At 69.4% G+C, this 21,156-nt stretch carries 18 protein-coding genes and 1 tRNA gene; 5 read left to right on the top strand and 14 right to left on the bottom strand.

The window, feature by feature from the left end; translation table 11 throughout:
• Window positions 1-289: 289 nt before the first annotated feature.
• The 6 genes from QMO76_RS08465 to rpmE form a co-directional block, all read right to left on the bottom strand.
• Window positions 290-715 (bottom strand): hypothetical protein, encoded by a 426-nt coding sequence (locus QMO76_RS08465; RefSeq protein WP_306360619.1) that lies wholly within the window; start codon window positions 713-715, stop codon window positions 290-292.
• Window positions 716-726: 11 nt separating this feature from the next.
• Complete coding sequence (locus QMO76_RS08460) at window positions 727-1,935, bottom strand: MraY family glycosyltransferase (protein WP_306360618.1); 1,209 nt, start codon at window positions 1,933-1,935, stop codon at window positions 727-729.
• A gap of 11 nt (window positions 1,936-1,946) precedes the next feature.
• On the bottom strand, window positions 1,947-2,612 hold the full coding sequence (locus tag QMO76_RS08455) for an L-threonylcarbamoyladenylate synthase (RefSeq protein WP_306360617.1): 666 nt from the start codon (window positions 2,610-2,612) through the stop codon (window positions 1,947-1,949).
• A gap of 52 nt (window positions 2,613-2,664) precedes the next feature.
• On the bottom strand, window positions 2,665-3,546 hold the full coding sequence (gene prmC, locus QMO76_RS08450; protein WP_306360616.1) for a peptide chain release factor N(5)-glutamine methyltransferase: 882 nt from the start codon (window positions 3,544-3,546) through the stop codon (window positions 2,665-2,667).
• Between the two features lie 362 nt (window positions 3,547-3,908).
• On the bottom strand, window positions 3,909-4,991 hold the full coding sequence (prfA, locus tag QMO76_RS08445; protein WP_306360615.1) for a peptide chain release factor 1: 1,083 nt from the start codon (window positions 4,989-4,991) through the stop codon (window positions 3,909-3,911).
• A 92-nt stretch (window positions 4,992-5,083) separates the two neighbouring features.
• A complete protein-coding gene (gene rpmE, locus QMO76_RS08440) occupies window positions 5,084-5,305 on the bottom strand; it encodes a 50S ribosomal protein L31 (RefSeq protein ID WP_029925807.1) in 222 nt (73 codons plus the stop codon).
• 400 nt (window positions 5,306-5,705) lie between these two features.
• On the opposite strand from rpmE, the gene QMO76_RS08435 reads away from it, so the two are divergent.
• On the top strand, window positions 5,706-6,176 hold the full coding sequence (locus QMO76_RS08435; protein ID WP_306360614.1) for a hypothetical protein: 471 nt from the start codon (window positions 5,706-5,708) through the stop codon (window positions 6,174-6,176).
• On the opposite strand, the gene rho is transcribed toward QMO76_RS08435, so the two are convergent.
• From rho to argS, 6 genes are all read right to left on the bottom strand, one after another.
• Window positions 6,074-8,119, bottom strand: coding sequence for a transcription termination factor Rho (rho, locus tag QMO76_RS08430; RefSeq protein WP_306360613.1), 2,046 nt, complete (start codon window positions 8,117-8,119; stop codon window positions 6,074-6,076). The genes QMO76_RS08435 and rho overlap by 103 nt on opposite strands.
• A 385-nt stretch (window positions 8,120-8,504) precedes the next feature.
• Window positions 8,505-9,464, bottom strand: a complete 960-nt coding sequence (thrB, locus tag QMO76_RS08425; protein ID WP_306360612.1) for a homoserine kinase — start codon at window positions 9,462-9,464, stop codon at window positions 8,505-8,507.
• Window positions 9,465-9,489: 25 nt separating this feature from the next.
• Complete coding sequence (thrC, locus tag QMO76_RS08420; protein WP_306360611.1) at window positions 9,490-10,647, bottom strand: threonine synthase; 1,158 nt, start codon at window positions 10,645-10,647, stop codon at window positions 9,490-9,492.
• Entirely contained in the window at window positions 10,644-11,999 is a 1,356-nt protein-coding gene (locus tag QMO76_RS08415; protein WP_306360610.1) for a homoserine dehydrogenase, read from the bottom strand. Before QMO76_RS08415 ends, thrC begins: the two co-directional genes overlap by 4 nt.
• Window positions 11,996-13,414: a diaminopimelate decarboxylase gene (gene lysA, locus QMO76_RS08410; protein ID WP_306360609.1), complete on the bottom strand. Its 1,419-nt coding sequence runs from the start codon at window positions 13,412-13,414 to the stop codon at window positions 11,996-11,998. The genes QMO76_RS08415 and lysA overlap by 4 nt, the downstream gene beginning before the upstream one ends.
• On the bottom strand, window positions 13,415-15,073 hold the full coding sequence (argS, locus tag QMO76_RS08405; protein ID WP_306360608.1) for an arginine--tRNA ligase: 1,659 nt from the start codon (window positions 15,071-15,073) through the stop codon (window positions 13,415-13,417). It abuts the gene before it with no gap.
• 133 nt (window positions 15,074-15,206) lie between these two features.
• Between argS and QMO76_RS08400 the strand changes: the two genes are divergently transcribed.
• The 3 genes from QMO76_RS08400 to QMO76_RS08390 all read left to right on the top strand — a co-directional run bounded on the left by QMO76_RS08400 (window position 15,207) and on the right by QMO76_RS08390 (window position 17,088).
• Window positions 15,207-16,160, top strand: coding sequence for a DUF3105 domain-containing protein (locus QMO76_RS08400; protein ID WP_306360607.1), 954 nt, complete (start codon window positions 15,207-15,209; stop codon window positions 16,158-16,160).
• A gap of 11 nt (window positions 16,161-16,171) precedes the next feature.
• Window positions 16,172-16,897, top strand: coding sequence for a DUF305 domain-containing protein (locus QMO76_RS08395; RefSeq protein ID WP_306360652.1), 726 nt, complete (start codon window positions 16,172-16,174; stop codon window positions 16,895-16,897).
• Window positions 16,898-17,015: 118 nt separating this feature from the next.
• Window positions 17,016-17,088, top strand: a tRNA-Arg gene (locus QMO76_RS08390).
• A 56-nt stretch (window positions 17,089-17,144) separates the two neighbouring features.
• Here QMO76_RS08390 and QMO76_RS08385 read toward each other — a convergent pair.
• Window positions 17,145-18,116, bottom strand: coding sequence for an alpha/beta fold hydrolase (locus QMO76_RS08385; RefSeq protein ID WP_306360606.1), 972 nt, complete (start codon window positions 18,114-18,116; stop codon window positions 17,145-17,147).
• 139 nt (window positions 18,117-18,255) lie between these two features.
• Here QMO76_RS08385 and QMO76_RS08380 point away from each other — a divergent pair, with 139 nt between their 5' ends.
• The gene (locus QMO76_RS08380) at window positions 18,256-19,518 is read left to right on the top strand and encodes a S9 family peptidase (RefSeq protein WP_306360605.1); all 1,263 of its coding nucleotides are present in this window, start codon (window positions 18,256-18,258) and stop codon (window positions 19,516-19,518) included.
• Here QMO76_RS08380 and QMO76_RS08375 read toward each other — a convergent pair.
• Window positions 19,473-20,837, bottom strand: a complete 1,365-nt coding sequence (locus QMO76_RS08375) for a hypothetical protein (RefSeq protein WP_306360604.1) — start codon at window positions 20,835-20,837, stop codon at window positions 19,473-19,475. The genes QMO76_RS08380 and QMO76_RS08375 overlap by 46 nt on opposite strands.
• Between the last annotated feature and the right edge of the window lie 319 nt (window positions 20,838-21,156).

The raw sequence follows: 21,156 nt of genomic DNA, 5'->3' as shown, positions 1-21,156 counted from the left end.
TTCGATCGGACATTGACGATCTGGTGGGTCGACTCAGGTCGGCTCGAAGTTCGTCAGCAGCTGTTCGGGCACTGCGCCCGGGCGTCTGTACGCGCGTCGGCGACATCGTCGACGGTGCAGAACCGGAGCCCCGTCGGGCCCGGCACGGCTGTAAGCATAACCTGCCCCACCAGGGCCCACGAGGGACCCCCCTGTTGGTTCGGTTGCCTACAGGTAAAGAGTTTATCAAGTTATCTACGACAACGTGTAGGGGGTGGCCGGAAACAGCGAGTGAACTATCCCCTACCCCCTAGCGGTCTTCCAGATCGATGACCGGAACCCGTTGGCGCAGAAGGCCGTACGTCTCCGCACCGAGAACGACCAGCAGGGCGCCCACCACCGTCAGGAACAGCGCGGGGCGGCTGTAGAAGTCGAAATTCTGCAGTACCGCGACCACCGCCAGGGCCACCAGGATCTTGCCGACCCAGCCACCCAGCAGCACCAGGCCCTGGATTCCGGAATCGAAGCGGGCGCTCAGCAGCACCGAGGCCGCGGTGGTGAGAATGAACCCGCCGCCGATGGCCGCGCCGAGCAGCGCGCCCCACAGTCCGGGGAGCCCGGCGAAGATCAGGCCGAGAAGCGCTGAAATCACCACGAGCACAATCAATCCGAAGATGCCATAGCGCAGTGCGGCCCGCAGTGGTGCGTCCTGGCCGGGATTGGATGCCGTAGTCACGCCGACCCACTTTACCCGCGGGCCGCGTCGGGGCCGCGCGGCGGTTTGCGACCGCCCTTCAGGGTCAGTTCCCCCATGGACGGAACGGCGGTGATCACGAGAGCGAAAACCAGGCCCCCGGCGAACAGCAGCACCACCACGCGGCGATCCATGAGCGACGAACCGACCGCCCCGAATGCGAGCACGCTCACCCACAGGTAGATCAGCAGCACCACCCGGCGATGCGAATGTCCGATCTGGAGCAATCGGTGGTGCAAGTGCATTTTGTCCGGGGTGGAGAAACTCACACCCGCGCGCACGCGGCGCACGATGGCCAGAACAAGATCGAGTACCGGAATGAACATGACCGCGCCCACCAGCAACAGCGGCGACAGCAGACCGACGATGTCGCGGGTGCCGTAACCCTGGAGCGGAATTCGGCCGGACGCGCCGGTGGAGACCGCGGCGAGCATCAATCCGATGAGCATCGAGCCGGAATCACCCATGAATATCCGGGCGGGCTGGAAATTGTGCGCCAGGAATCCGAGACAGCCGCCCGCCAGCGCCGCCGCCAGCAACGCGGGCGGATAGGTGTCGGTGGAACCGCCCTGTTCGTAGAGCAGGCCGACGGTGAACACGAAAACCGCCACGGCGGCGATCAAGCCCAGCCCCGCCGCCAGACCGTCCAGGCCGTCCACGAAATTCATGGCGTTGATCATGGTGACGGTGATGCCGACGGTGACCAGGCCGCCCTGGAGCTGGTCGAGCACCACGGTGGTATTGGTGAACGGGTTGTAGATGGCCACCCAGCTCAGGCCCATCACCGCCATGACCCCGGCGGCGGTGATCTGGCCGACGAGCTTGGTCAGCCAGTCCAGCCCCCAGCGGTCGTCGATAATGCCGACCAGCACGATGAGCGTGCCCGCGACCACCACGGCCGGAATATCGGCGGGATAGTCGAAGCCGCGGCGCAGCGCGGGCAGCTGATGGGCGAACAGCACGGCGCCGAGCACGCCCAGATAGATGCCCACCCCGCCCATGCGGGGAATCGGCTTCACGTGCACGTCGCGCTCGCGGGGCACCGCCACCGCGCCGAACGCGATGGCCCCCACCCGGACTCCGCCGGTGGACAGATAGGTCACCACCGTGGCGACCAGCAGTACCAGCAGCAGCTCCCGCAGGGGGACCACCGCCGCCGTACTGAAACCGCCTTGGCTCAGCAGGTCGCTGCTCGACACCATCTACCGGGCCGTCACCGCGTTGCCTGCGAGACGAGCTCCTCCGGCGACACGCCGAGCACTTCGGCGACCGCTGCCGTCGACACCGCGCCCTCGCGCAGGATGCGCGGGGTGTCGGCGGTCAGGTCCACGATGGTGGAGGCCAGCGCGTGCTCGGCCTTGCCGCCGTCGAGGTAGACACCGACGAGTTCGCCCAGCTGGTCGCGCGCCTCGCCGACGGTGGCGGCGGGCGGCTGGCCCGACACGTTGGCGCTCGACACCGCCAGCGGCCCGACCTCGCGCAGCAGTTCCAGCGCGACCGGGTGCAGGGGCATCCGCAGCATGACTGTTCCGCGCGCGTCGCCCAGATCCCAGGCCAGCGAAGGGGCCTGCTGCACAACGAGACTCAGCGCACCCGGCCAGAAGGCCCGGATCAGGTCGCGCGCCTGCGGGCGCACCGAGAACACCAGTCCGTCGATGGTGTTCCACGAGCCCACCAGCACCGGCACCGGCATATCCCGCCCGCGCCGCTTGGCCGCCAGCAGCGCGGCCACGGCCGAGCTGTCGAAGGCGTCGGCCGCGATGCCGTAGAGCGTGTCGGTCGGAATGACGGCCAACCGCCCGGACTTCAGCGCGCTGCGCGCGGCAGTCAGTCCCGCGGCGCGCGAATCGGGATCGGCGCAGTCGTAGACGGTACTCACGCGCAACATCTTGGCACGGATGCGCTCTCGGCAAGTCTCTAGGGGCGGTGGGTCACGAGGCGCGGGTGCGGCGGGCGGCGACGAAGCGGGGTTTTCCGGCCAGGTCGGGGTGTTCGACGATGGCGTCGAAGCCGCCGTGGGAGTGGAAAAGGGCCGCGGTGGCGGAGCCGTTGGTGTCGTCGTGTTCGACGGCGGTGACGCCGTCGGGGCGGAGCAGGCGGGCGATGGTGGTGATCATGGGGCGGATGACGGAGAGGCCGTCGGGGCCGCCGAAGAGAGCGCGGTGCGGGTCGTGGTCGGCGACCTCGGGGTCCAGCCGGGCGGATTCGGGGATGTAGGGCGGGTTGGCGACGACGATGTCGACCGTGCCGTTCAGGTGGCACAGCAGGTCGGGGGCGGTGACGTCGCCCGCGTGCAGGTCGATCGGGGTGTCGCCCTGCTCGGCCCGGTGCAGGGCGTTGCGGCGGGCCCAGTCCAGGGCCGCCGGATCCAGCTCCACGGCGTGCACCCGGGCGTCGGGGCGGGCGTGCGCGATGGCGAGGGCCAGCGCGCCGGAGCCGGTGCACAGATCCACCACGACGGGCCGGTGCTCGTGGCCGACCGCCTCCAGGTGGGCCAGCGCCCAGGCGAAGAGCAGTTCGGTCTCGGGGCGGGGAACGAACACTCCGGGGCCGACGGCGAGGTCGATCTCGCCCATCGCGGCCGTGCCGGTGAGGTGTTGCAGCGGAACGCGTTCCGCGCGGCGGGTCACCAGCGCCCGGAAATCCGCCAACTGCTCCGGCGTGAGCAGCGGGACCATCATCAGGCGCATGCGGTCCACACCCAGCACATGCGCGGCGAGCAGTTCCGCATCCGGGTGCGGGCTGTGCACCCCGGCCGCCGCCAGTGTCTCGGCGGCCTCGCGGATCGCGGCTCGCACCCCCACACGTGTCATATCGCTGTTCCGACCTCTCCGGCGAACTCCCGCCATGCTCTCACGACGACCGCCGTCCCATCGTCCAGCCGAGTCCGGCGGCACCCTCATCATCCACGCCCTGCCACGGCCGGAAGCCACGCGCTCCTCCGATGGCACGGCGTGGACGCGCCCGCACGACGCGGTCGTGACGGCGGACGACACTGACGCGGAGTCGACTGCCGCCCGGCTCCACCCCGGGGCTGCTCGATCGGCTCGGCCACCCGGGTGCCACCGCGCTACCGCCGCGTCCACGAGTGTCGGCGGTGGGCCACCACCTGGCTCCGACCGGGACCGCCCGATCGCGATGGGGCGGACGGCTGCCCGCCTCGGTACCGGGTGGCTTACTCCGCCGTGAGCCGAGCCGTCCGGTCGGCTTCGGCGAGGGCGTCGAGCAGGTCGTCGAGGTTGCCGTCCAGCACCGAGTCCAGATTGTGCGCCTTGAAGCCGATGCGGTGGTCGGCGATGCGGTTCTCCGGGAAGTTGTAGGTGCGGATGCGTTCGGAGCGGTCCACGGTGCGGATCTGCGAGGCACGGCCCGCGGCGGCCTCCTGCTCGGCCTGCTCCTCGGCGAGCGCCTGCAGGCGCGCGGCCAGCACCTGCATGGCGCGGATCTTGTTCTGCAGCTGCGAGCGTTCGTTCTGGCAGGTCACCACGATGCCGGTGGGCAGGTGGGTGAGGCGCACGGCGGAGTCGGTGGTGTTGACGCCCTGACCGCCCTTGCCGGAGGAGCGGTAGACGTCGACGCGCAGATCCTTCTCGTCGATCTGCACCTGCTCGACCTCGTCGGGTTCGGGGTAGACGAGCACACCGGCCGCGGAGGTGTGGATGCGCCCCTGCGATTCGGTGACCGGCACGCGCTGCACGCGGTGCACGCCGCCCTCCCATTTGAGCCGGGACCACACGCCGTCGCGGCTGGGTTCCCTGCTCCGGATGGAGAAGGTGGCCTCCTTGTAACCGTCCAGATCGGAATAGGTGACGCCCAGCACCTCGACCTTCCACCCGCGCCGTTCGGCGTAGCGGATGTACATGCGCGCCAGATCGGAGGCGAACAGCGCCGATTCCTCGCCGCCCTCACCGGATTTCACCTCGAGCACCACATCGTCGGCGTCGTGCGGATCGCGCGGGGCGAGCAGATCGGTGAGGGTCTGCTCCAGCTCCTCGACCTGTTCGCGCAGCGCGGGCACCTCGGCGGCGAAGGACGCGTCGTCGGCGGCCAGCTCCTCGGCCGCGGCCAGATCGTCCCGCGCGGAGGTCAGCTTGTTGTAGGTGGACATGACCGGCCCGAGTTCCGCGAACCGCTTGCCGACGCGCCGCGCGGCCCCCGGATCGTTGTGCAGCGCCGGATCCGCCAGCTGCGTCTCCAAACCGGCGTATTCGGCCAGAATGTCGTCGATAGCGGACGGGGCCGCGGACTTGTCGGCCATGACATGTGCTCCTTGGGAGTGAATGGGATCGAGGCTGGCGCAAACACAGCGACGCCCGACCTGCGGGTGCAGGACGGGCGTCGGCGGGGTAGCTACTTGGCAGCCTTCGCGCGCTTGCCGTAGCGAGCCTCGAAGCGAGCCACGCGGCCACCGGTGTCCAGGATCTTCTGCTTGCCCGTGTAGAACGGGTGGCACTGGGAGCAGACCTCGACGGTGATGTGGCCCGACTCCTTGGTGCTGCGAGTCTGGAAGGTGTTGCCGCAGCCGCACACGACCGTGGTGTCCACGTACGTGGGGTGAATTCCTGCCTTCATGGATGTCCTTTCGATGGTCGCCGGGTCGCCCTCGACGACCGAGGACGTGAACCGGAACCGACTAGGCATGGTTGCCGACGGACCAGTATAAACGCCGTCTCGCGGGGCGTTGTTCCCGGTCCCTCCGGCCGTCCGCACCAGGGTGGCGGCACCCGAGTGAACCCTGAACTCCTCCCCCATCCGGAGTAGTTCTCGCGGGCGATGTGCGCGACGACCGTAATCGAGAACATGGGGTTGGTCGGATTTGTTCCGAATCCACCCCCAAGGAATTGCGGGCACGCGCCTTCCGAGGACTCGAGTCACCCTGAAAGTCGAGTAGCCGTCTACTCAAGAATGCGAACACCGTTGTTCATAGTGTCGTATCAGGTGAGAGGAACCCCTACGAACAGGAAGGACAGCTGTGAACCGGACACACGAACGCCGAGCCGAGATCATCGCGGGCGGTGTCTTCGCAGCGCTGCTCCTGGGGGTGGTCGTGGGATGGTGCGCCAGGCCCGAACCCAACCCGGCGGTGCATTCCCGCGCACCGCGGCCGGGCACCGGCGATCTCACCTACACGGCGGTCACGGCGTCCGGCGCACAGGTCGCCGTGACCGCCACCATCATCGGCTTCCTGATCGTCGGCGCGGCGTTGATCGGACTGTTCTTCTACAGCCCGCGCCCCGCCCCGACAGCACGCCGGCGGCCCCGCCGAAGCGGAGCCGCCGAGCCGATTCGAGCCGCGATCGGAAGGGCGGCACGGTATTTCGCGCCCTTCCGGCTCATGCCCTACTCGTCGAGTGCGCCCGGAGCGGTCTTCGAGACCTGCATGAGGAACTCGACATTGCTCTTGGACTTCTTCAACCGGTCGATCAGCAGATCGATCGCCTGATGCGAATCCAGGCCGGACAGCACGCGCCGCAGCTTGTGGATGACCGCGGCCTCGTCCGGCGACATCAGTAGATCGTCGCGGCGGGTGCCGGACGGGTTGACGTCCACCGCCGGGAACACGCGGCGCTCGGCGATCTTGCGGTCCAGCTTGAGCTCGGCGTTGCCGGTGCCCTTGAACTCCTCGAAGATGACCGTGTCACCGGTGGAGCCGGTCTCCACCATCGCGGTGGCGATGATGGTGAGCGAGCCGCCGTTCTCGATATTGCGGGCCGCACCGAGGAACCGCTTGGGCGGGTACAGCGCGGTCGAGTCCACACCACCGGAGAGGATGCGGCCCGAGGCGGGCGAGGAGTTGTTGTACGCGCGACCCAGTCGAGTGATGGAGTCGAGCAGCACCACGACGTCCTGACCCATCTCCACCAGGCGCTTGGCCCGCTCGATGGCGAGCTCGGCGACCGAGGTGTGATCGCTCGGCGGCCGGTCGAACGTGGAGGCGATGACCTCGCCGCGCACGGAGCGCTGCATATCGGTCACTTCCTCGGGACGCTCGTCCACCAGCACGACCATCAGGTAGCACTCGGGGTTGTTGGTCGCGATGGCGTTCGCGATGTCCTGCATGATCGTGGTCTTACCGGCCTTGGGCGGCGACACGATCAGGGCGCGCTGACCCTTGCCGATCGGCATGATCAGGTCGATCACACGCGTGGTCAGCTTGTTGGGCTGGGTCTCCAGCCGCAGGCGCTGATTCGGGTACAGCGGGGTCAGCTTGTTGAACTCCGGGCGGCGCTTGGCGGATTCGATATCCGAGCCGTTGACGGTGTCCAGGCGCACCAGCGGGTCGAACTTCTGGCGCTGGTTGCTCTGATCGCCGTCGCGGGGCGCGCGCACGGCGCCGGTGATGGCGTCACCGCGGCGCAGGCCGTTCTTGCGGACCAGGTTCATCGACACGTACACGTCGTTCGGGCCGGCCAGGTAGCCGGAGGTGCGCACGAACGCGTAGTTGTCGAGCACGTCGAGAATGCCCGCCACCGGCTGCAGGACGTCGTCCTCGCGGATCTCCATCTCACGGGACTCACCGGTGCCGCCGTCGCGGTCCCGGCCCCGGCGGCGCTCCCGGAAGCGACGGCCCCGGCGGCCGCGGCCGCCTTCCTCGTCGTCTCCGCCGCGGTCGTCGCGGCGAGCGGTGCCGTTCTGGTTCTGCTGGCGGTCGTTCTGCTGGCGGTCGTTCTGCTGACCGCGGTCGCCGCCCTGATTGCGATCGCGGCGGCGCTCGCCCTCCGACTCGGACTTGCCCTCGTTCGAGGCAGCCTCGGTCGAAGTCCCTTCGGCGGCAGCGTTGTTCGCCGCGGCGGCGCGCTGTTCGCGGCCCCTGCGCTGGCGACCCCGACCACGCTGGCCTTCCCGGCCACCGTCCTCGCCATCGCCCGCGTCGCGCTTGGACTCCTGCGCGGGAGCGGCCTCGGCGGCCTCGCCCTTGGACGCGCCGCGCTTCGACGCGTCGTTCTTGGCGGGCTCGCCCTTGGACGGCTCGTTCTCGGCCGACGCTCGCTCGGCCGCAGCGGGGGCGTCGGCCTTGGCCGATCCGGACTCCCCGCTGGTCGGCGCGGTATCCGCGCCCTTGGCGGCCTCGGCATCCGCCTTGGCCTTCTCACCCCGGCCACCCTTCGCGGGCTTGCCCGCGGCGGCGGCCTTGGCGCCACCGGACTGATTCTCCTTGATGGCGGCGATGAGATCACCCTTACGCATCCCGGAAGTGCCTCGGATACCGAGTTCTCCCGCAAGCGCACGCAACTGCGGCAACAACATTCCAGTCAGCCCCGATCGTGCGACGTCGGTATGTTCACTCATCTTGATCGAACTTTGTCCGGAGTCACTTTCGCGGTCGCCCGAGGAATCGGAATTGGTATCCACCCCGGGTGTCGCGAGCAGGTCCGTATCTGTCACGGAAATCCTTTCCTTCCCTCGATTGCCGTGTGCCTTGTCGAGGGTTTCTCCTGCAATCCGGTCGTGTGCCGGACTCGGATGCCGCATCGCCTGCCCCGCCGGACCGGTGGTTTCGCCACGTGGTGGTGTGGTGCCACTGCGTAGTTTTCGCCACCGACTGCTGGGCTTCGCCACCGACTGCAAAAGGTGGGAGAGATCATTCCAGTTGACTGGCTACCCCCAAGTTTCGAGCTCGAGCCTCGAGCCTGAGCAAGGAGCCTCTGGAGCGATTGCCCTGATGAAGCACCGGCGTCTGACGCGCACGATGTACGGACCGCCCCAGGATAGCTCTCACCAGTTGCATCGGCAAGGCAGGCACGCTGTCAATCCGGCAATACGTCGGCGATCAGTCCACCAGCACGCCGTCGGCGATGCCGGGCTCGACCACGCGCATCCCGTCGGCGGCGGCGAGTTCCCGCAGCTCCGCCGGGAATTCACCGGTACCCAGGGCCAATACCGTGGGTCCGGCGCCCGAGACGGTGGCCGCGATTCCGGCCGCGCGCAGCGTGTCGATCCATTTCGTGGTCAATGGCAGCGCCGAGGCCCGGTAGCCCTGGTGTAGCCGGTCGGCGGTGGCGGGCAGCAGCAGGTCCGGACGCTGTGTCAAGGCCACTACCGCCAGCGCGGAACGGCTGGCATTGAAGGCCGCGTCGGCATGCGGCACGGTGTCGGGCAGCAAACCGCGGGTGTGCGCCGTGGAGGAGCGCTCGGTGGGAATGAGCACGAACGGACGCAGCGAGGGATGCGGATCCAGCCGGACGGCCCGGTAGCTGCGGGTGCGATGGTCGACCACCCCATTGGCCGCCGCGTCGTCGGGACGGTCGGTTTCGGTCCAGGACACCACGATTCCGCCCAGCACACTGGCCGCCGCGTTGTCGGGATGCCCCTCGAATTCCGAGGACAGCTGCACCATCGCGTCATCGCCGAAATTCAGCGCCGGATCGAACTTGGCGGCCAGGCCGCGCCCCGCGGCCAGTCCGCCCACCACCGCCGAGGCCGAGGAACCCAGCCCCCGCGAGTGGGGAATCACATTGCGGCACACCACGTCCAGGCCGTCAGCCCAGACACCCGCGGATTCCAGTCCGCGTTCGATGGCGCGCACCACCAGATGTGAAGGGCCCCACGGCACATCGTCGGCCCCCTCACCCTCCACCTTGATGGTGAGACCGGATTCGGTGGTGCGCACCGTGATCTCGTCGTACAGACCGAGGGCGATACCCAGGGAATCGAAACCCGGCCCCAGATTGGCGCTGGACGCCGGAACCCGCACCGTGACGGTGAGATCCGCGGGCAGGGTCCGGGTCATCACTTGACCTTCGCGCGAACTCAACTCAGGCCAGCTCGAGCTCGTGGGCCACCGCAACCGGGTCGACCGCGATCGGTGTGACCTCCGGCATGCCCTTGAGGGCGTTGTCGGGGTCCTTGAGGCCGTTGCCGGTCACCGTGCACACCACGGTCAGGCCGGCGTCCAGCCAGCCATCCTTGCGGGCGGCGAGCAGACCGGCCACGGAGGCGGCGGAGGCGGGCTCCACGAACACCCCCTCGGTGGCGGCGACCAGGCGGTACGCCTCCAGGATCTCCTCGTCGGTGGCCGCGCGGAAGGCGCCGCCGGACTCCGCCTTGGCGTTCATCGCGCCGTTCCAGGAGGCGGGCGCGCCGATCCGGATGGCGGTGGCGACGGTCTCCGGATCGCGCACCGGAGCCCCGTTCACCAGCGGCGCCGCCCCGGCGGCCTGCACGCCCAGCATGCGCGGGCGAGCGGAGATGATGCCGTCGGCGTGGTACTCGCTGTAGCCCTTCCAGTAGGCGGTGATGTTGCCCGCATTGCCCACCGGCAGCACGTGCACATCGGGCGCCTTGCCCAGCGCGTCGACGATCTCGAAGGCGGCGGTCTTCTGCCCCTCGATGCGGGCCGGGTTGACCGAGTTCACCAGCCCGACCTCGGGGAAGTCGGAGGTGACCTTGCGGGCCAGCTCCAGGCAGTCGTCGAAGTTGCCCTCGATCTGGATGATGTCCGCGCCCAGCATGACCGCCTGGGCCAGCTTGCCCATGGCGATCTTGCCCTGCGGGATGAGCACCGCGCAGCGCAGGCCCGCGCGGGTGGCGTAGGCGGCGGCCGAGGCCGAGGTGTTACCGGTGGAGGCGCAGAGCACTGCCTTCTTCCCGGAGTACTTGGCGTCGGTCATCGCCATGGTCATGCCGCGGTCCTTGAAGGAACCGGTCGGGTTGAGGCCCTCGACCTTGAGGTACACCTCACAGCCGGTCAGCTGGGAGAGGTGATGCGCGGGCACCAGCGGGGTGCCGCCCTCGAACAGCGTGACCGCCTCCCAATCGGCGGGCACCGGGAGCCGATCCCGGTACGCGTCGATCAGACCGGGCCACGGGGTAGCCGACCTCGATTCGCGGCTCGCCGCGGCACTCGATTCGCGGCTCGCCGCGGCACTCGATTCGCGGCTCGCCGCGGCAGCAGCCCGCGCAGTCGTACTCATTCCTCGGTGCCTTCCAATCTCAGAACACTGGTCACGGATGTGACGGAGTCCAGCTCGGCCAACGCGGCAACGGTATCGGCCAGTGCCGACTCCTGTGCGTGGTGGGTCACCACGACCAGGCGCGCGCCCTCGTCGTGTCCCTCCTGGCGGACCGTCGAGATGCTGACGCCATGCTTGGCGAATTCACCCGCCACCGCCTCGAGAACGCCGGTGCGATCGGCGACCTGCAGGTTCACGTGGTAACGGGTGGGGGTGTCGCCGATCGGTGCGATCGGCAGCTCAGCATAAACCGATTCGCCCGGCGCGCGGCCACCGAAGAACTTGTTGCGCGCCGCCATCACCAGATCGCCCATGACGGCCGAAGCGGTCGGCGCGCCGCCCGCGCCCTGGCCGTAGAACATCAGGCGGCCGGCGTTCTCGGCCTCCACCACCACGGCGTTGAACGCCTCGTTCACCGCCGCGAGCGGGTGCTTGCGCGGAATGAGGGCCGGGTAGACGCGCACCGAGACGCTCTCCTTGCCGCCCTCTTCCGGTCCCTCCACCACGCGCTCGCAGATGGCGAGCAGCTTCACGGTGCAGCCGACGGCGTCGGCGGTCTCCAGATCCTCCGCGGTGATCTTGGAGATGCCCTCGCGGTAGACATCGGCGGAGGTCACGCGGGTGTGGAAGGCCACCGAGGCGAGGATTGCGGCCTTGGCGGCGGCGTCGAAGCCCTCCACGTCGGCGGTCGGATCGGCCTCGGCGTAGCCCAGGCGGGTGGCCTCGGCGAGCACGTCGTGGTAGTCCGCGCCGGTCTCGGCCATGGCGGAGAGGATGAAGTTGGTGGTGCCGTTGACGATGCCCACCACGCGGTTCACCCGGTCACCGGACAGCGACTGGATGAGCGGGCGCATCACCGGGATGGCTCCGGCGACGGCGGCCTCGAAGTACAGGTCGGCGCGGCTGTTCTCGGCCGCGGCGGCGAGTTCGCCGGTGTAGTCGGCGAGCAGGGCCTTGTTGGCGGTGATCACGGATTTGCCCGCGTCCAGGGCCTGCTTGATCAGCGCGCGGGCCGGGTCGATGCCGCCCATGAGCTCGACGACGATATCCACGTCGTCGCGGGTGACCAGGGCCTCGGAGTCGGTGGTCAGCAGCTCGGCGGGCAGGCCGCGGTCCTTGCCGAGGTCGCGCACGGACACCCCGCGCAGCACCACGGGTGCGCCGACCCGGTTGCAGATGTCGTCGGCGTGATCGCGCAGGATGCGCACGACCTCGGTGCCGACGGTGCCCATGCCGAGCACCGCGACACCGATCGGGTGGTCCGTCCCCCACACGCCGTTTCTCACCGAATCGCTGCGCGATACCTCGTTCATTGCACCTCCAAGCTGAGTAGGTCCTCCACCGTCTCCCGGCGGAGAATCAAGCGCGCCATGCCGTCCCGCACCGCCACCACGGCGGGCCGGGTGAGCATGTTGTAGCGACTCGACATCGAATAGCAGTACGCGCCCGTCGCGGCCACCGCGATGAGATCGCCCGGACCCACGTCGGCGGGCATCCAGGTATCGCGAATGACGATATCCCCACTCTCGCAATGCTTTCCGACCACACGAGCCACGACGGCGGTGGAATCGCTGGCACGCGAGACCAATCGGCAGTCGTACTCGGCCTGATACAGCGCGGGACGGATGTTGTCGCTCATGCCGCCGTCCACCGAGACGTAGCGGCGGCGGTTGCCCCCGTCGAGGGTGACGTCCTTGATGGTGCCGACCTCGTAGAGCGTCACGGTGCCCGGTCCGGCGATGGCCCGGCCCGGTTCGACCGCGATGGTCGGCTTCGGCAGCCCGGCGTGCGCCGCCTCCTCGGTGACGATGTGGTCCAGCTTGGCGGCGAACTCGTCCAGCGCGGGCGGATCGTCGTGCGGCAGGTACGAGATACCCAGGCCGCCACCGAGATCCAGAATGCTTATCTGCGCGGCGCGGTCGGCCCCGAACTTGTCCACGGCCTCGCGCAGCACCCCGAGCATGCGCCGGGTGGAGATCTCGAAGCCGTCGATGTCGAAGATCTGCGAGCCGATGTGGCTGTGCAGGCCGACCATGCGCAGGTGCGAGGACTCGAAGACGCGAGCGATGGCCTGCATGGCGTCGCCGCTGGCGACCGAGAAGCCGAACTTCTGATCCTCGTGCGCGGTCGAGATGTATTCGTGGGTATGGGCTTCCACGCCGACGGTGAGGCGCACCAGCACGTCCTGCACCACGCCCGCGCTCTTGGCCACCGCTTCCAGCCGCTCGATCTCGATGAGCGAGTCCAGCACCACGTGGCCGATCCCGGCGCGCACCGCGGCCTCCAGTTCAGGCACGGATTTGTTGTTGCCGTGCAAGGCGATTCGGTCGGCGGGGAAACCGGCGCGCAGCGCCACCGCGAGCTCGCCGCCGGAGCACACGTCCAGCGACAGGCCCTCGTCGCGAATCCAGCGCGCGATCTCACCGCACAGGAACGCCTTGGAGGCGTAGTGCACCTTGGCGTTGTCACCGAAGGCACGCACCATATCCCGGCAGCGGGACCGGAAGTCGTCCTCATCGATGACGAACAGCGGGGTGCCGAATTCGGCGGCCAGCTCGTGCACGGGTACGCCCGCCAGCCGCACCACGCCGTCGGCGTCGCGGGTGGCGTTGCGCGGCCACACGTTCGCGGGCAGCTCGATCAGCTGCCGGGCCGCGGTCGGGCGCTCCGGCAGGTTCGGCGCGTGCGGGATGTCCGCGTGGCGGGGTCCGGCGGGGTGGGCACTCATCTACATACGCTCCGGGGCAGATACGCCTAGCAGGCCGAGGCCGTTGGCGAGGACTTGGTTGGTGGCTTTGACCAGTTCGAGGCGGGCGGCGTGGCGCGGCGAGACGGGCTCGTCGCCCTTGGGCAGCACGCGCATGTCGTCGTCGGACTGGAAGGGGTGGTAGGCCCCGGCGAGCTCCTCCAGGTAGCGCACCACCCGATGCGGTTCGCGCATCTCGGCGGCAGTGGCCACCACCCGCGGGTACTCGCCGAGGGTACGGATCAGCTGGCCCTCGCGCTCGGCCGACATCAGGCCGAAATCCGGTGTCACCGAATCGAAGTCGAATGCCTTGGCATTGTCGATGATGCGGCAGGTGCGGGCGTGCGCGTACTGCACGTAGTACACCGGGTTGACGCTGTCCTGCTTGGTCCACAGGTTGATGTCGATATCGATGCCGGTGTTCACCGACGACCGCATGAGCGAGTAGCGGGCGGCGTCCACGCCGATGGCGTCGACCAGGTCCTCCAGCGTGACCACGGTGCCCGCCCGCTTCGACATCTTCACGGCCGCACCGTCTTTGAGCAGGTTCACCATCTGGCCGATGAGCACCTCGACCACGTCGGGGTTCTCGCCGAGCGTGGCGGCGACGGCCTTCAGGCGGCCGATGTAGCCGTGGTGGTCGGCCCCGAGCATGTAGATGCACAGGTCGAACCCGCGCGCCAGCTTGTTCTCCAGATAGGCGATATCGCCGCCGATATAGGCCGACGTGCCGTCGCTCTTGATGACGACGCGGTCCTTGTCGTCACCGTACTCGGTGGAGTTGATCCACCAGGCGCCGTCGGACTCGTACAGGTTGCCCGAGGACTTCATGCGCTCCAGCGCCTTGTCCACCGCACCGGACTCGAACAGCGAGCTCTCGTTGAAGTACACGTCGAAGTCGGTGCCGAAGTCGTGCAGCGACTGCTTGATCTGCGTGAACATCAGCTCGACGCCCTCGCGCCGGAACAGCTCGTGCCGCTGCTCGGCGGGCAGCTCGACCGCCGTGGGGTGCGCCGCCACGATGGTCGCGGCGATCTCGCCGATGTACGCGCCCGCGTAGCCGTCCTCGGGGGTGGGCTCGCCGAGCGCGGCGGCGACCAGCGACTTGGCGAAGCGGTCGATCTGCGCGCCGTTGTCGTTGAAGTAGTACTCGCGGGTGACCTCCGCGCCCTGCGCCGCCAGGATGCGACCCAGCGCGTCGCCCACCGCGGCCCAGCGGGTGCCACCGAGATGCACCGGTCCAGTGGGGTTGGCGGAAACGAATTCCAGGTTGATCTTGGTGCCCGCGAGGGTGTCGGCCGTGCCGAAGCTCGCACCCGCGGCCAGGATCGTGGTGATGATCGCGCCCTGGGCGGCCTTGGCCAACCGGATGTTCAGGAAGCCCGGTCCGGCGATCTCCGCGGACTCGATGCCCTCCGCCGCCGACAGCGCCTCGGCCAGCAGGTTCGCGAAATCCCGCGGATTCATTCCCGCTTTCTTCCCTACCTGCATGGCCAGATTCGTGGCATAGTCACCGTGCTCAGGGTTGCGCGGACGCTCCACCTTGACCTCGTCGGGCAGGACCGAAGGGTCGGATCCACGTTCGACAAGGACCTTCGCCGCGGTCGCACGAAGGAGATCTGCAAGGTCAGCTGGAGTCACGAGTCACTATCCTATGGTCTGAGCAGGTGAACGCCGTCAGCGGGCACCTCGCGGGCATGCGCCCGGCAAACGGGGCGGCGACGTGTCGCCACCCCGTCTGATTGTCCACACGTCGAAAAGAGCACACCAAGCGATGCCGAGCAGGACCAGCGCCACATCGGCGAAAGCCATCAAGGCCGCGAGCAAATCCTCCACGTCGCCGCGAAAGGGAGGCAAGAGCGGGAAGCTGCCGACCAAGCGCAATATCCCGTGGTCGACCATCGGAGCCGCGGTGGTGATCATCGCACTCGTCGGCGCGCTCGCCGCGTACCTGGTACCGAAGTACCACGCGCAGGAGGAGCTGAAGAACCCGTCGGCCTACATCGACGGCGTGGTCAAGAAGGACTATCCGGCGGGTCAGCACGTGTCCGCGCCCCAGCGGGTGGCCTACGACCAGGCCCCGCCCTTCGGCGGGCCGCACGACAGTTCGTGGGCGGCGTGCACCGGTGTGGTGTACGACAAGGCCATTCGCACCGAGAACGCGGTGCACTCGCTCGAACACGGTGCGGTATGGATCACCTACAACCCGGACAATGTGGATGCCGGGGCCATCGACACGCTGAAGCAGAAGGTCGACGGTCAGCCGTACATGCTCATGTCGCCCTACCCCGGCTTGGACAAGCCGATCTCGCTACAGGCGTGGGGGCACCAGCTGAAGGTGGACCGAGCCGACGATGCCCGGGTGGACCGGTTCATCAAGGATCTGCGCCTGAACGAGAACACCTATCCGGAGGTGGGCGCCAGCTGCGCCAACCCGACCTTCGACACCGTGAATCCGCCCGCCTTCGATCCGGCGCCGCCGGGCTCCGGCGCGGTGGGCATGGACGGCAAGGGTGCGACGCAGGGTTCCACGACCGACCCCACCGAGCTGGGCGGCGGAATGCCGGGCATCCCGGGCTTGGAGGGGCTGGAAGGTCTGGAGGGCCTGGAAGGTCTGTCCGGTCTGCCGGAGGGTGTTCCGAACATCCCCGCGCCGGCCGACGCGCCCGCGGGTGAGCAGCCCGCCGCGCCCGGCGATGTCCAGCCGCAGCCCGAGCCGGGACAGTGATGCCGCCCTTGTTGTCACACAGCGATCCCCGCGAGCCCGCCGACGACCCGCCCGCCGGATCCGCCGCTCCCGCCCGCCCGAGTCAACGCCCCGCGCTGGTCGTACTGGGTGTGATCGGCGTGCTGCTCATCGGATTCGCGCTGGGCGTGTTCGCGCGGATTCCCCTGGACGGCAGCTCGGAGCCGAATCCGAACGCCGTGGACATCGGCTTCAGCCAGGACATGTCGGTGCATCACGCGCAGGCGGTCGAGATGGCCGGTGTCGCGCTGGCGGAATCCGACGATCCGGCCGTCAAGAGCCTGGCCTACGACATTCTCACCAGCCAGCAGAATCAGCTCGGCCGCATGCACGCCTGGCTGCAACTGTGGGGCGAGCCGCTGCTGCCGACCGGCGGTTACATGGGCTGGATGGCCGAGCCGGGCTCCGCGCACAGCCACGGCGGCGAGGCCGCACCCGAGCACACCGGCCCGGTGCCGACCATGCCGGGCATGGCTTCCCAGGAAGATCTGGTCGCGCTCCGGCAAGCCACCGGCACCGCCCAGGACGTCCTGTTCCTCCAGCTCATGCTGCGCCACCATCTGGGCGGCGTCCCGATGACCGATTACGCCGTCGAACGCGCCGAGACCGCCGGAGTCCGCGATCTCGCCGAGAAGATGGCCCGCACCCAGTCGGGCGAGGTCACCCTCATGACCCAGATGCTCGCCGCCCGCGGCGCGACTCCCCTCCCCTACCCCTGAGCCGAACCGTGCACCGGGCAGTCGCGAAACGCCCGGTCCGCACCGGTTTTTGGCCGAGAGGCAACCCATGCGATAGGCTTTCCCAGCCCGAGCGGAACACCCGCCCGGACATATCCCCGCCCTCGTAGCTCAGGGGATAGAGCGTTTGCCTCCGGAGCAAAAGGCCGCAGGTTCGATTCCTGCCGAGGGCACATCGAGATCAGGCCCCTGACCGGCGCATAGCCGGTCGGGGGCCTTTTCGTTCCCGTCACCCGCGTCGGAACGCACCCGCCAGCCACTCGCCGACCGCCTCGGCGTAGCGCTGCGGGACTTCGATCGGCAGCGCGTGCCCCACCGTGTCGAGCACCGTCAGCTGCCAGTCGGGGCGGTGAGCCGTCCAGTCGTCGATCCATGCCCGCACGATCAGGCGGTCGTCGTCGCCCCACAGCAGCAGGGTGGGTGCCGACGTACGCCGCATGGCGTCCTGTACCGGGCGACGCCGGACGAACATGGCCGACATGATCGACGCGAAGACCGTGATGCCACGGCCCCATTGACTCGGCCCGGCCGTCCCGAGTTCCGCTACGGCGAGTTCCCGGATTTCGGCGGAGAGCCTCGATCCGTCACCGCCCGCGAGGTCCCATCCCGATGCCGCCGGATCGGACAGCACCGCGCGTTTCCGGTCGATGAGGCGAGTGCCGAAGACCCGCAGCGCCGCTCGGGCGATCGGAGGCGCCACCGCCAATCCCGCCCTGCCGACCGTCCGCCACCACCGGCTCTCGCCAGCGCCGAGCGGAGGGGGCAGGGCGGGTGCCACCAGCACCAGCCCGGCCACGCGTTCGGGTGCGAGGTCGGCGAAGAGCAGCGCGACCATCCCGCCCGCCGACCAGCCGTGGACCACGACCTTGTCCAGGCCCAGCGCGTCGGTGAGGTCTCGCAGGAAGATCGCGTCGGCTTCGAGTCCGTGCGCGCGCCGCCCCCGCGCCTCCGTATGCCCGGTCATGGAATCGGGAAGGTCCACCGCGATCACGCGCCCGTACCTGCGCAGCACCGGCAGCACGTCGATCGTGTTCGACGCGCTGCCCGCCGGGTTGGGAACCAGCAGATGGACCGGGGCGTCCGACGGCGTTCGCTCGCCTGCCGTCATGAGACAGTGCGCCGACAGGCCACCTGGATCGACTGTCGCGCTGTGGATTCCCGACCACCGCGTGGACCGCTCACCCCAGTCGGCGTACCGCATACGGCCAATCTACTCGTCGCGCCGGAGGCCGGGGCTCGGACGCGTGGCGGTACCTGTGGGTGGAAACACTCGACAGAGTCGCTGGTGGCTACGGCTTGTCATCACCGACCCGGGCGTTCTGGACGGTATGTTCGCGGGCATGTCCGCCAGCGAGTTCGCCACCACGCACCCGCGCGGGAAGCGCGGCGGGCGGGTTGCGGCACTGATGGCGGCGGTCGCGGCCGTGTCCGCGCTGCATGCGCCCCTCGCCACCGGCAATGCGGTGGGCGAGACTCCGGACCCGCTCGCGTTCTACACCCCGGCCGAGGATCGGGTGGCCGGGCCGCACGGGTCGGTGATCCAGATGCGGTCGATCGACGGCGATCCCGGGGTGCCCGGGGCGCGGAACTACCTGGTGCTGTACCGGTCGATCGATCTCGGCGGCAATCCGGTCGCCGTGTCGGGCACCGTCGCCGTGCCGCCGGGTGAGGCACCGCCGGGCGGCTGGCCGCTCATCTCCTGGGCGCACGGCACCACCGGGGTGGCCGACGACTGCGCGCCGTCGCGCGACACCACCCCCGCCTATCCGGCGCACGACTACACCTCGCTGGTGCGGCAGGTGCAGGCGCGGTGGGTGGCGGCCGGGTACGCGGTGGCGCAGACCGACTATCAGGGGCTGGGCACGCCCGGCCCGCACGGCTATCTGATCGGTGCGGCCGAACAGCGCGCGGTCGCCGATATGGCGTTGGCCGCCAGGCAGATCGAGCCGGCCATCGGCACCCGGTGGGTGGCCGTGGGCCATTCGCAGGGCGGTCAGGCCGCCGTGTTCGTGAACGCGCAGGCCGCCGCCTGGGCCCCCGAACTGCAATTGCTGGGGGCGGTGGCGCTGGCCCCCGCCTCGCACCAGGGCCTCGGCGTCACGGCCTCGCAGCTAGCCACGACGGTCGGTGCGGCGGCGGCGCTGGGCCAGGTCGCCGCTGGGTCAACAGCCTTCCTGCCCTTGGTGATTCGCGGTGCGCAGACGGTGGCGCCGATCGATCCGGCACGATTCCTCACCCCGCGCGCCGATGCCATGCTGCCGCTGGCCGATACCGGTTGCATCGGGCAGTTGCGCGGCGGGGACCAGTGGGGTGGGCTGCCCACCGGCGCGGTGTTCGACCGGGACGGCGACGTCTCGGCCCTGGCCCGCGTGCTCGACGAGAACGACCCCAGCGCACTGGCTTTCACCCGACCGCTGCTGGTGCTCCAGGGCCGCGCGGACACCACCGTTCCGGCGCTGGCCACCGACGCCATGGTGGCCCAGCAGCGGCTGACGGGGCTACCGGTCGAGTACCGGGCCTATCCGGGCGTGGACCATCGCGGGGTACTGGACGCCTCCTATCCCACCGCGCTGGCCTGGGTCGACGGACGCTTCGGCCGCTGAGCGGCCGGACGCAGCGCGTACACCGCCGACATTCCGATCGCGCAGCAGCCGACAACGGCCAGGGCAGTCCAGCCCGCGGCGGGCGCCGCGATGTCGGCCGGGTCGCGGAACCAGCGCGGCGAATAGGCCACCCGGCCGAAACTGCTGCCGCGCAAGGCGAGTACCAGACACGGCACCACCAGCACCGCCACCGCCAGCACCGTGCTCGGCGCGGCGCTCGGCGTGACCGCGCCGAAGCAGTAGCCGACGAGCAGGGCGAGGGCGGTGATGCCGAGGATCGGGATGACCGTCGCAGGGGTCGCGGTCCGCCCCGCGGTCAGGGCCGCGAAGACGGCGAGCGGCGCGGTGGCCGACAGCCCGGCCCACGGCAGCGGCCAGCGGCGACCCGCCCACAGTCCCGCGGCCACGCCGAGCAGCGGGATGGGCATACTCCAATCCGGGCGCGGCACAGCGGTGATCGCGCTCCCGACATTGGCGGCGGCCACCGCGAGCAGCACCAGTACTCCGTCGCGAGCGGGCAGCAGGAAGGCCGCCGACACGGCCACGATCATGGTGACCGCAACCGCCATCGCCGTGTCGGCGAACGAATCCGAGTGGCGTGCAAGCCATTCCGCGGCGACCACCTGCGAGGTGACCAGCAGCAGCGCCGCGGCGATCGGGCCGAGCGGCAGATCACCGTAATCGGTTCTGCCCAGGGGGGATTCGAGCCGGTTCAACAGGGTTCCCGCCGCCAGCGCGAATACGGCGAGGGCGAAGAGCCAGACCGGCGGCGTATCGATGGCGGCCCATTCGGCCAGTGACGACGCGGTACCGGCGGGCAGCGCGGTGAGATCGCCGATGAGGACCGCCGACAGGATGCCGGTCAGGAAGGCGTATCCGGAGGCGGGTCGGCGCAGCGCCGCCACCGCGAGCGCGCCCAGCAGCATGCCGCCGAACAGCGAGTCTACGTAGTTCACCGTGGTCAGCGCGGCAGCCGCGCCCGCGGCTGGATCGCGGAGGTGGTCCACCAGCAGCACCGTCGCACTGCCGAGCGCCGCCACCCACGCGGCGCGCACGCCCAGCGAGACGGCCAGGGCGGCGGTCACCACCGCGAGCACCGCGCCGGCGGCGGCCGCGCGCGGCACGTTCATGACGAGCAGATCGACCTGGAGCGACGGACCCGAGCTGGTCCAGGCGAAATCGAGCGGAGCCATCAGCAGCAGACCGCCGACCATCGCGCCCACGAAGGCGGCCGACACCTCGACGGTCCACTCGTAGCGGCGCAGGTCCGATATCGGGCCCGCGCCCACCGGATGTGCCAACGCGAACTTCACGCCCATCTCGTCACCTACCCGATCGGTGGTGCGAACGCCTCTCGCGCGACGGACAGCGGGTGTCGCCGGGGCTGTCAGGAACCGTGTACCGGGCCCGTTGCCGTGATGTTGCCCGTCGTCGAGTTTACCGGCGGGGTCAGCCACGATTCACGCACGCGTCGACCACACGTTGGTAACAAGACGGTGGTGCCGAGCGGTCTAGCCCATGGTCACGAATCGTGACCTGTCACCACGACAGAAAGGTCCGACACCATGACGGTTTCGCCGGTTTCCGTACCCAGCAATCCGCTCGAGGCGCTGCTGCGCGCCATCTCCACCATGCTGT

The organism is Nocardia sp. CC227C, from assembly GCF_030767025.1.
In the GTDB taxonomy this organism is placed as follows: domain Bacteria; phylum Actinomycetota; class Actinomycetes; order Mycobacteriales; family Mycobacteriaceae; genus Nocardia.
The sequence above is the reverse complement of the archived record's forward strand: the minus strand, read 5'-3'. Positions and strand labels throughout refer to the sequence as shown.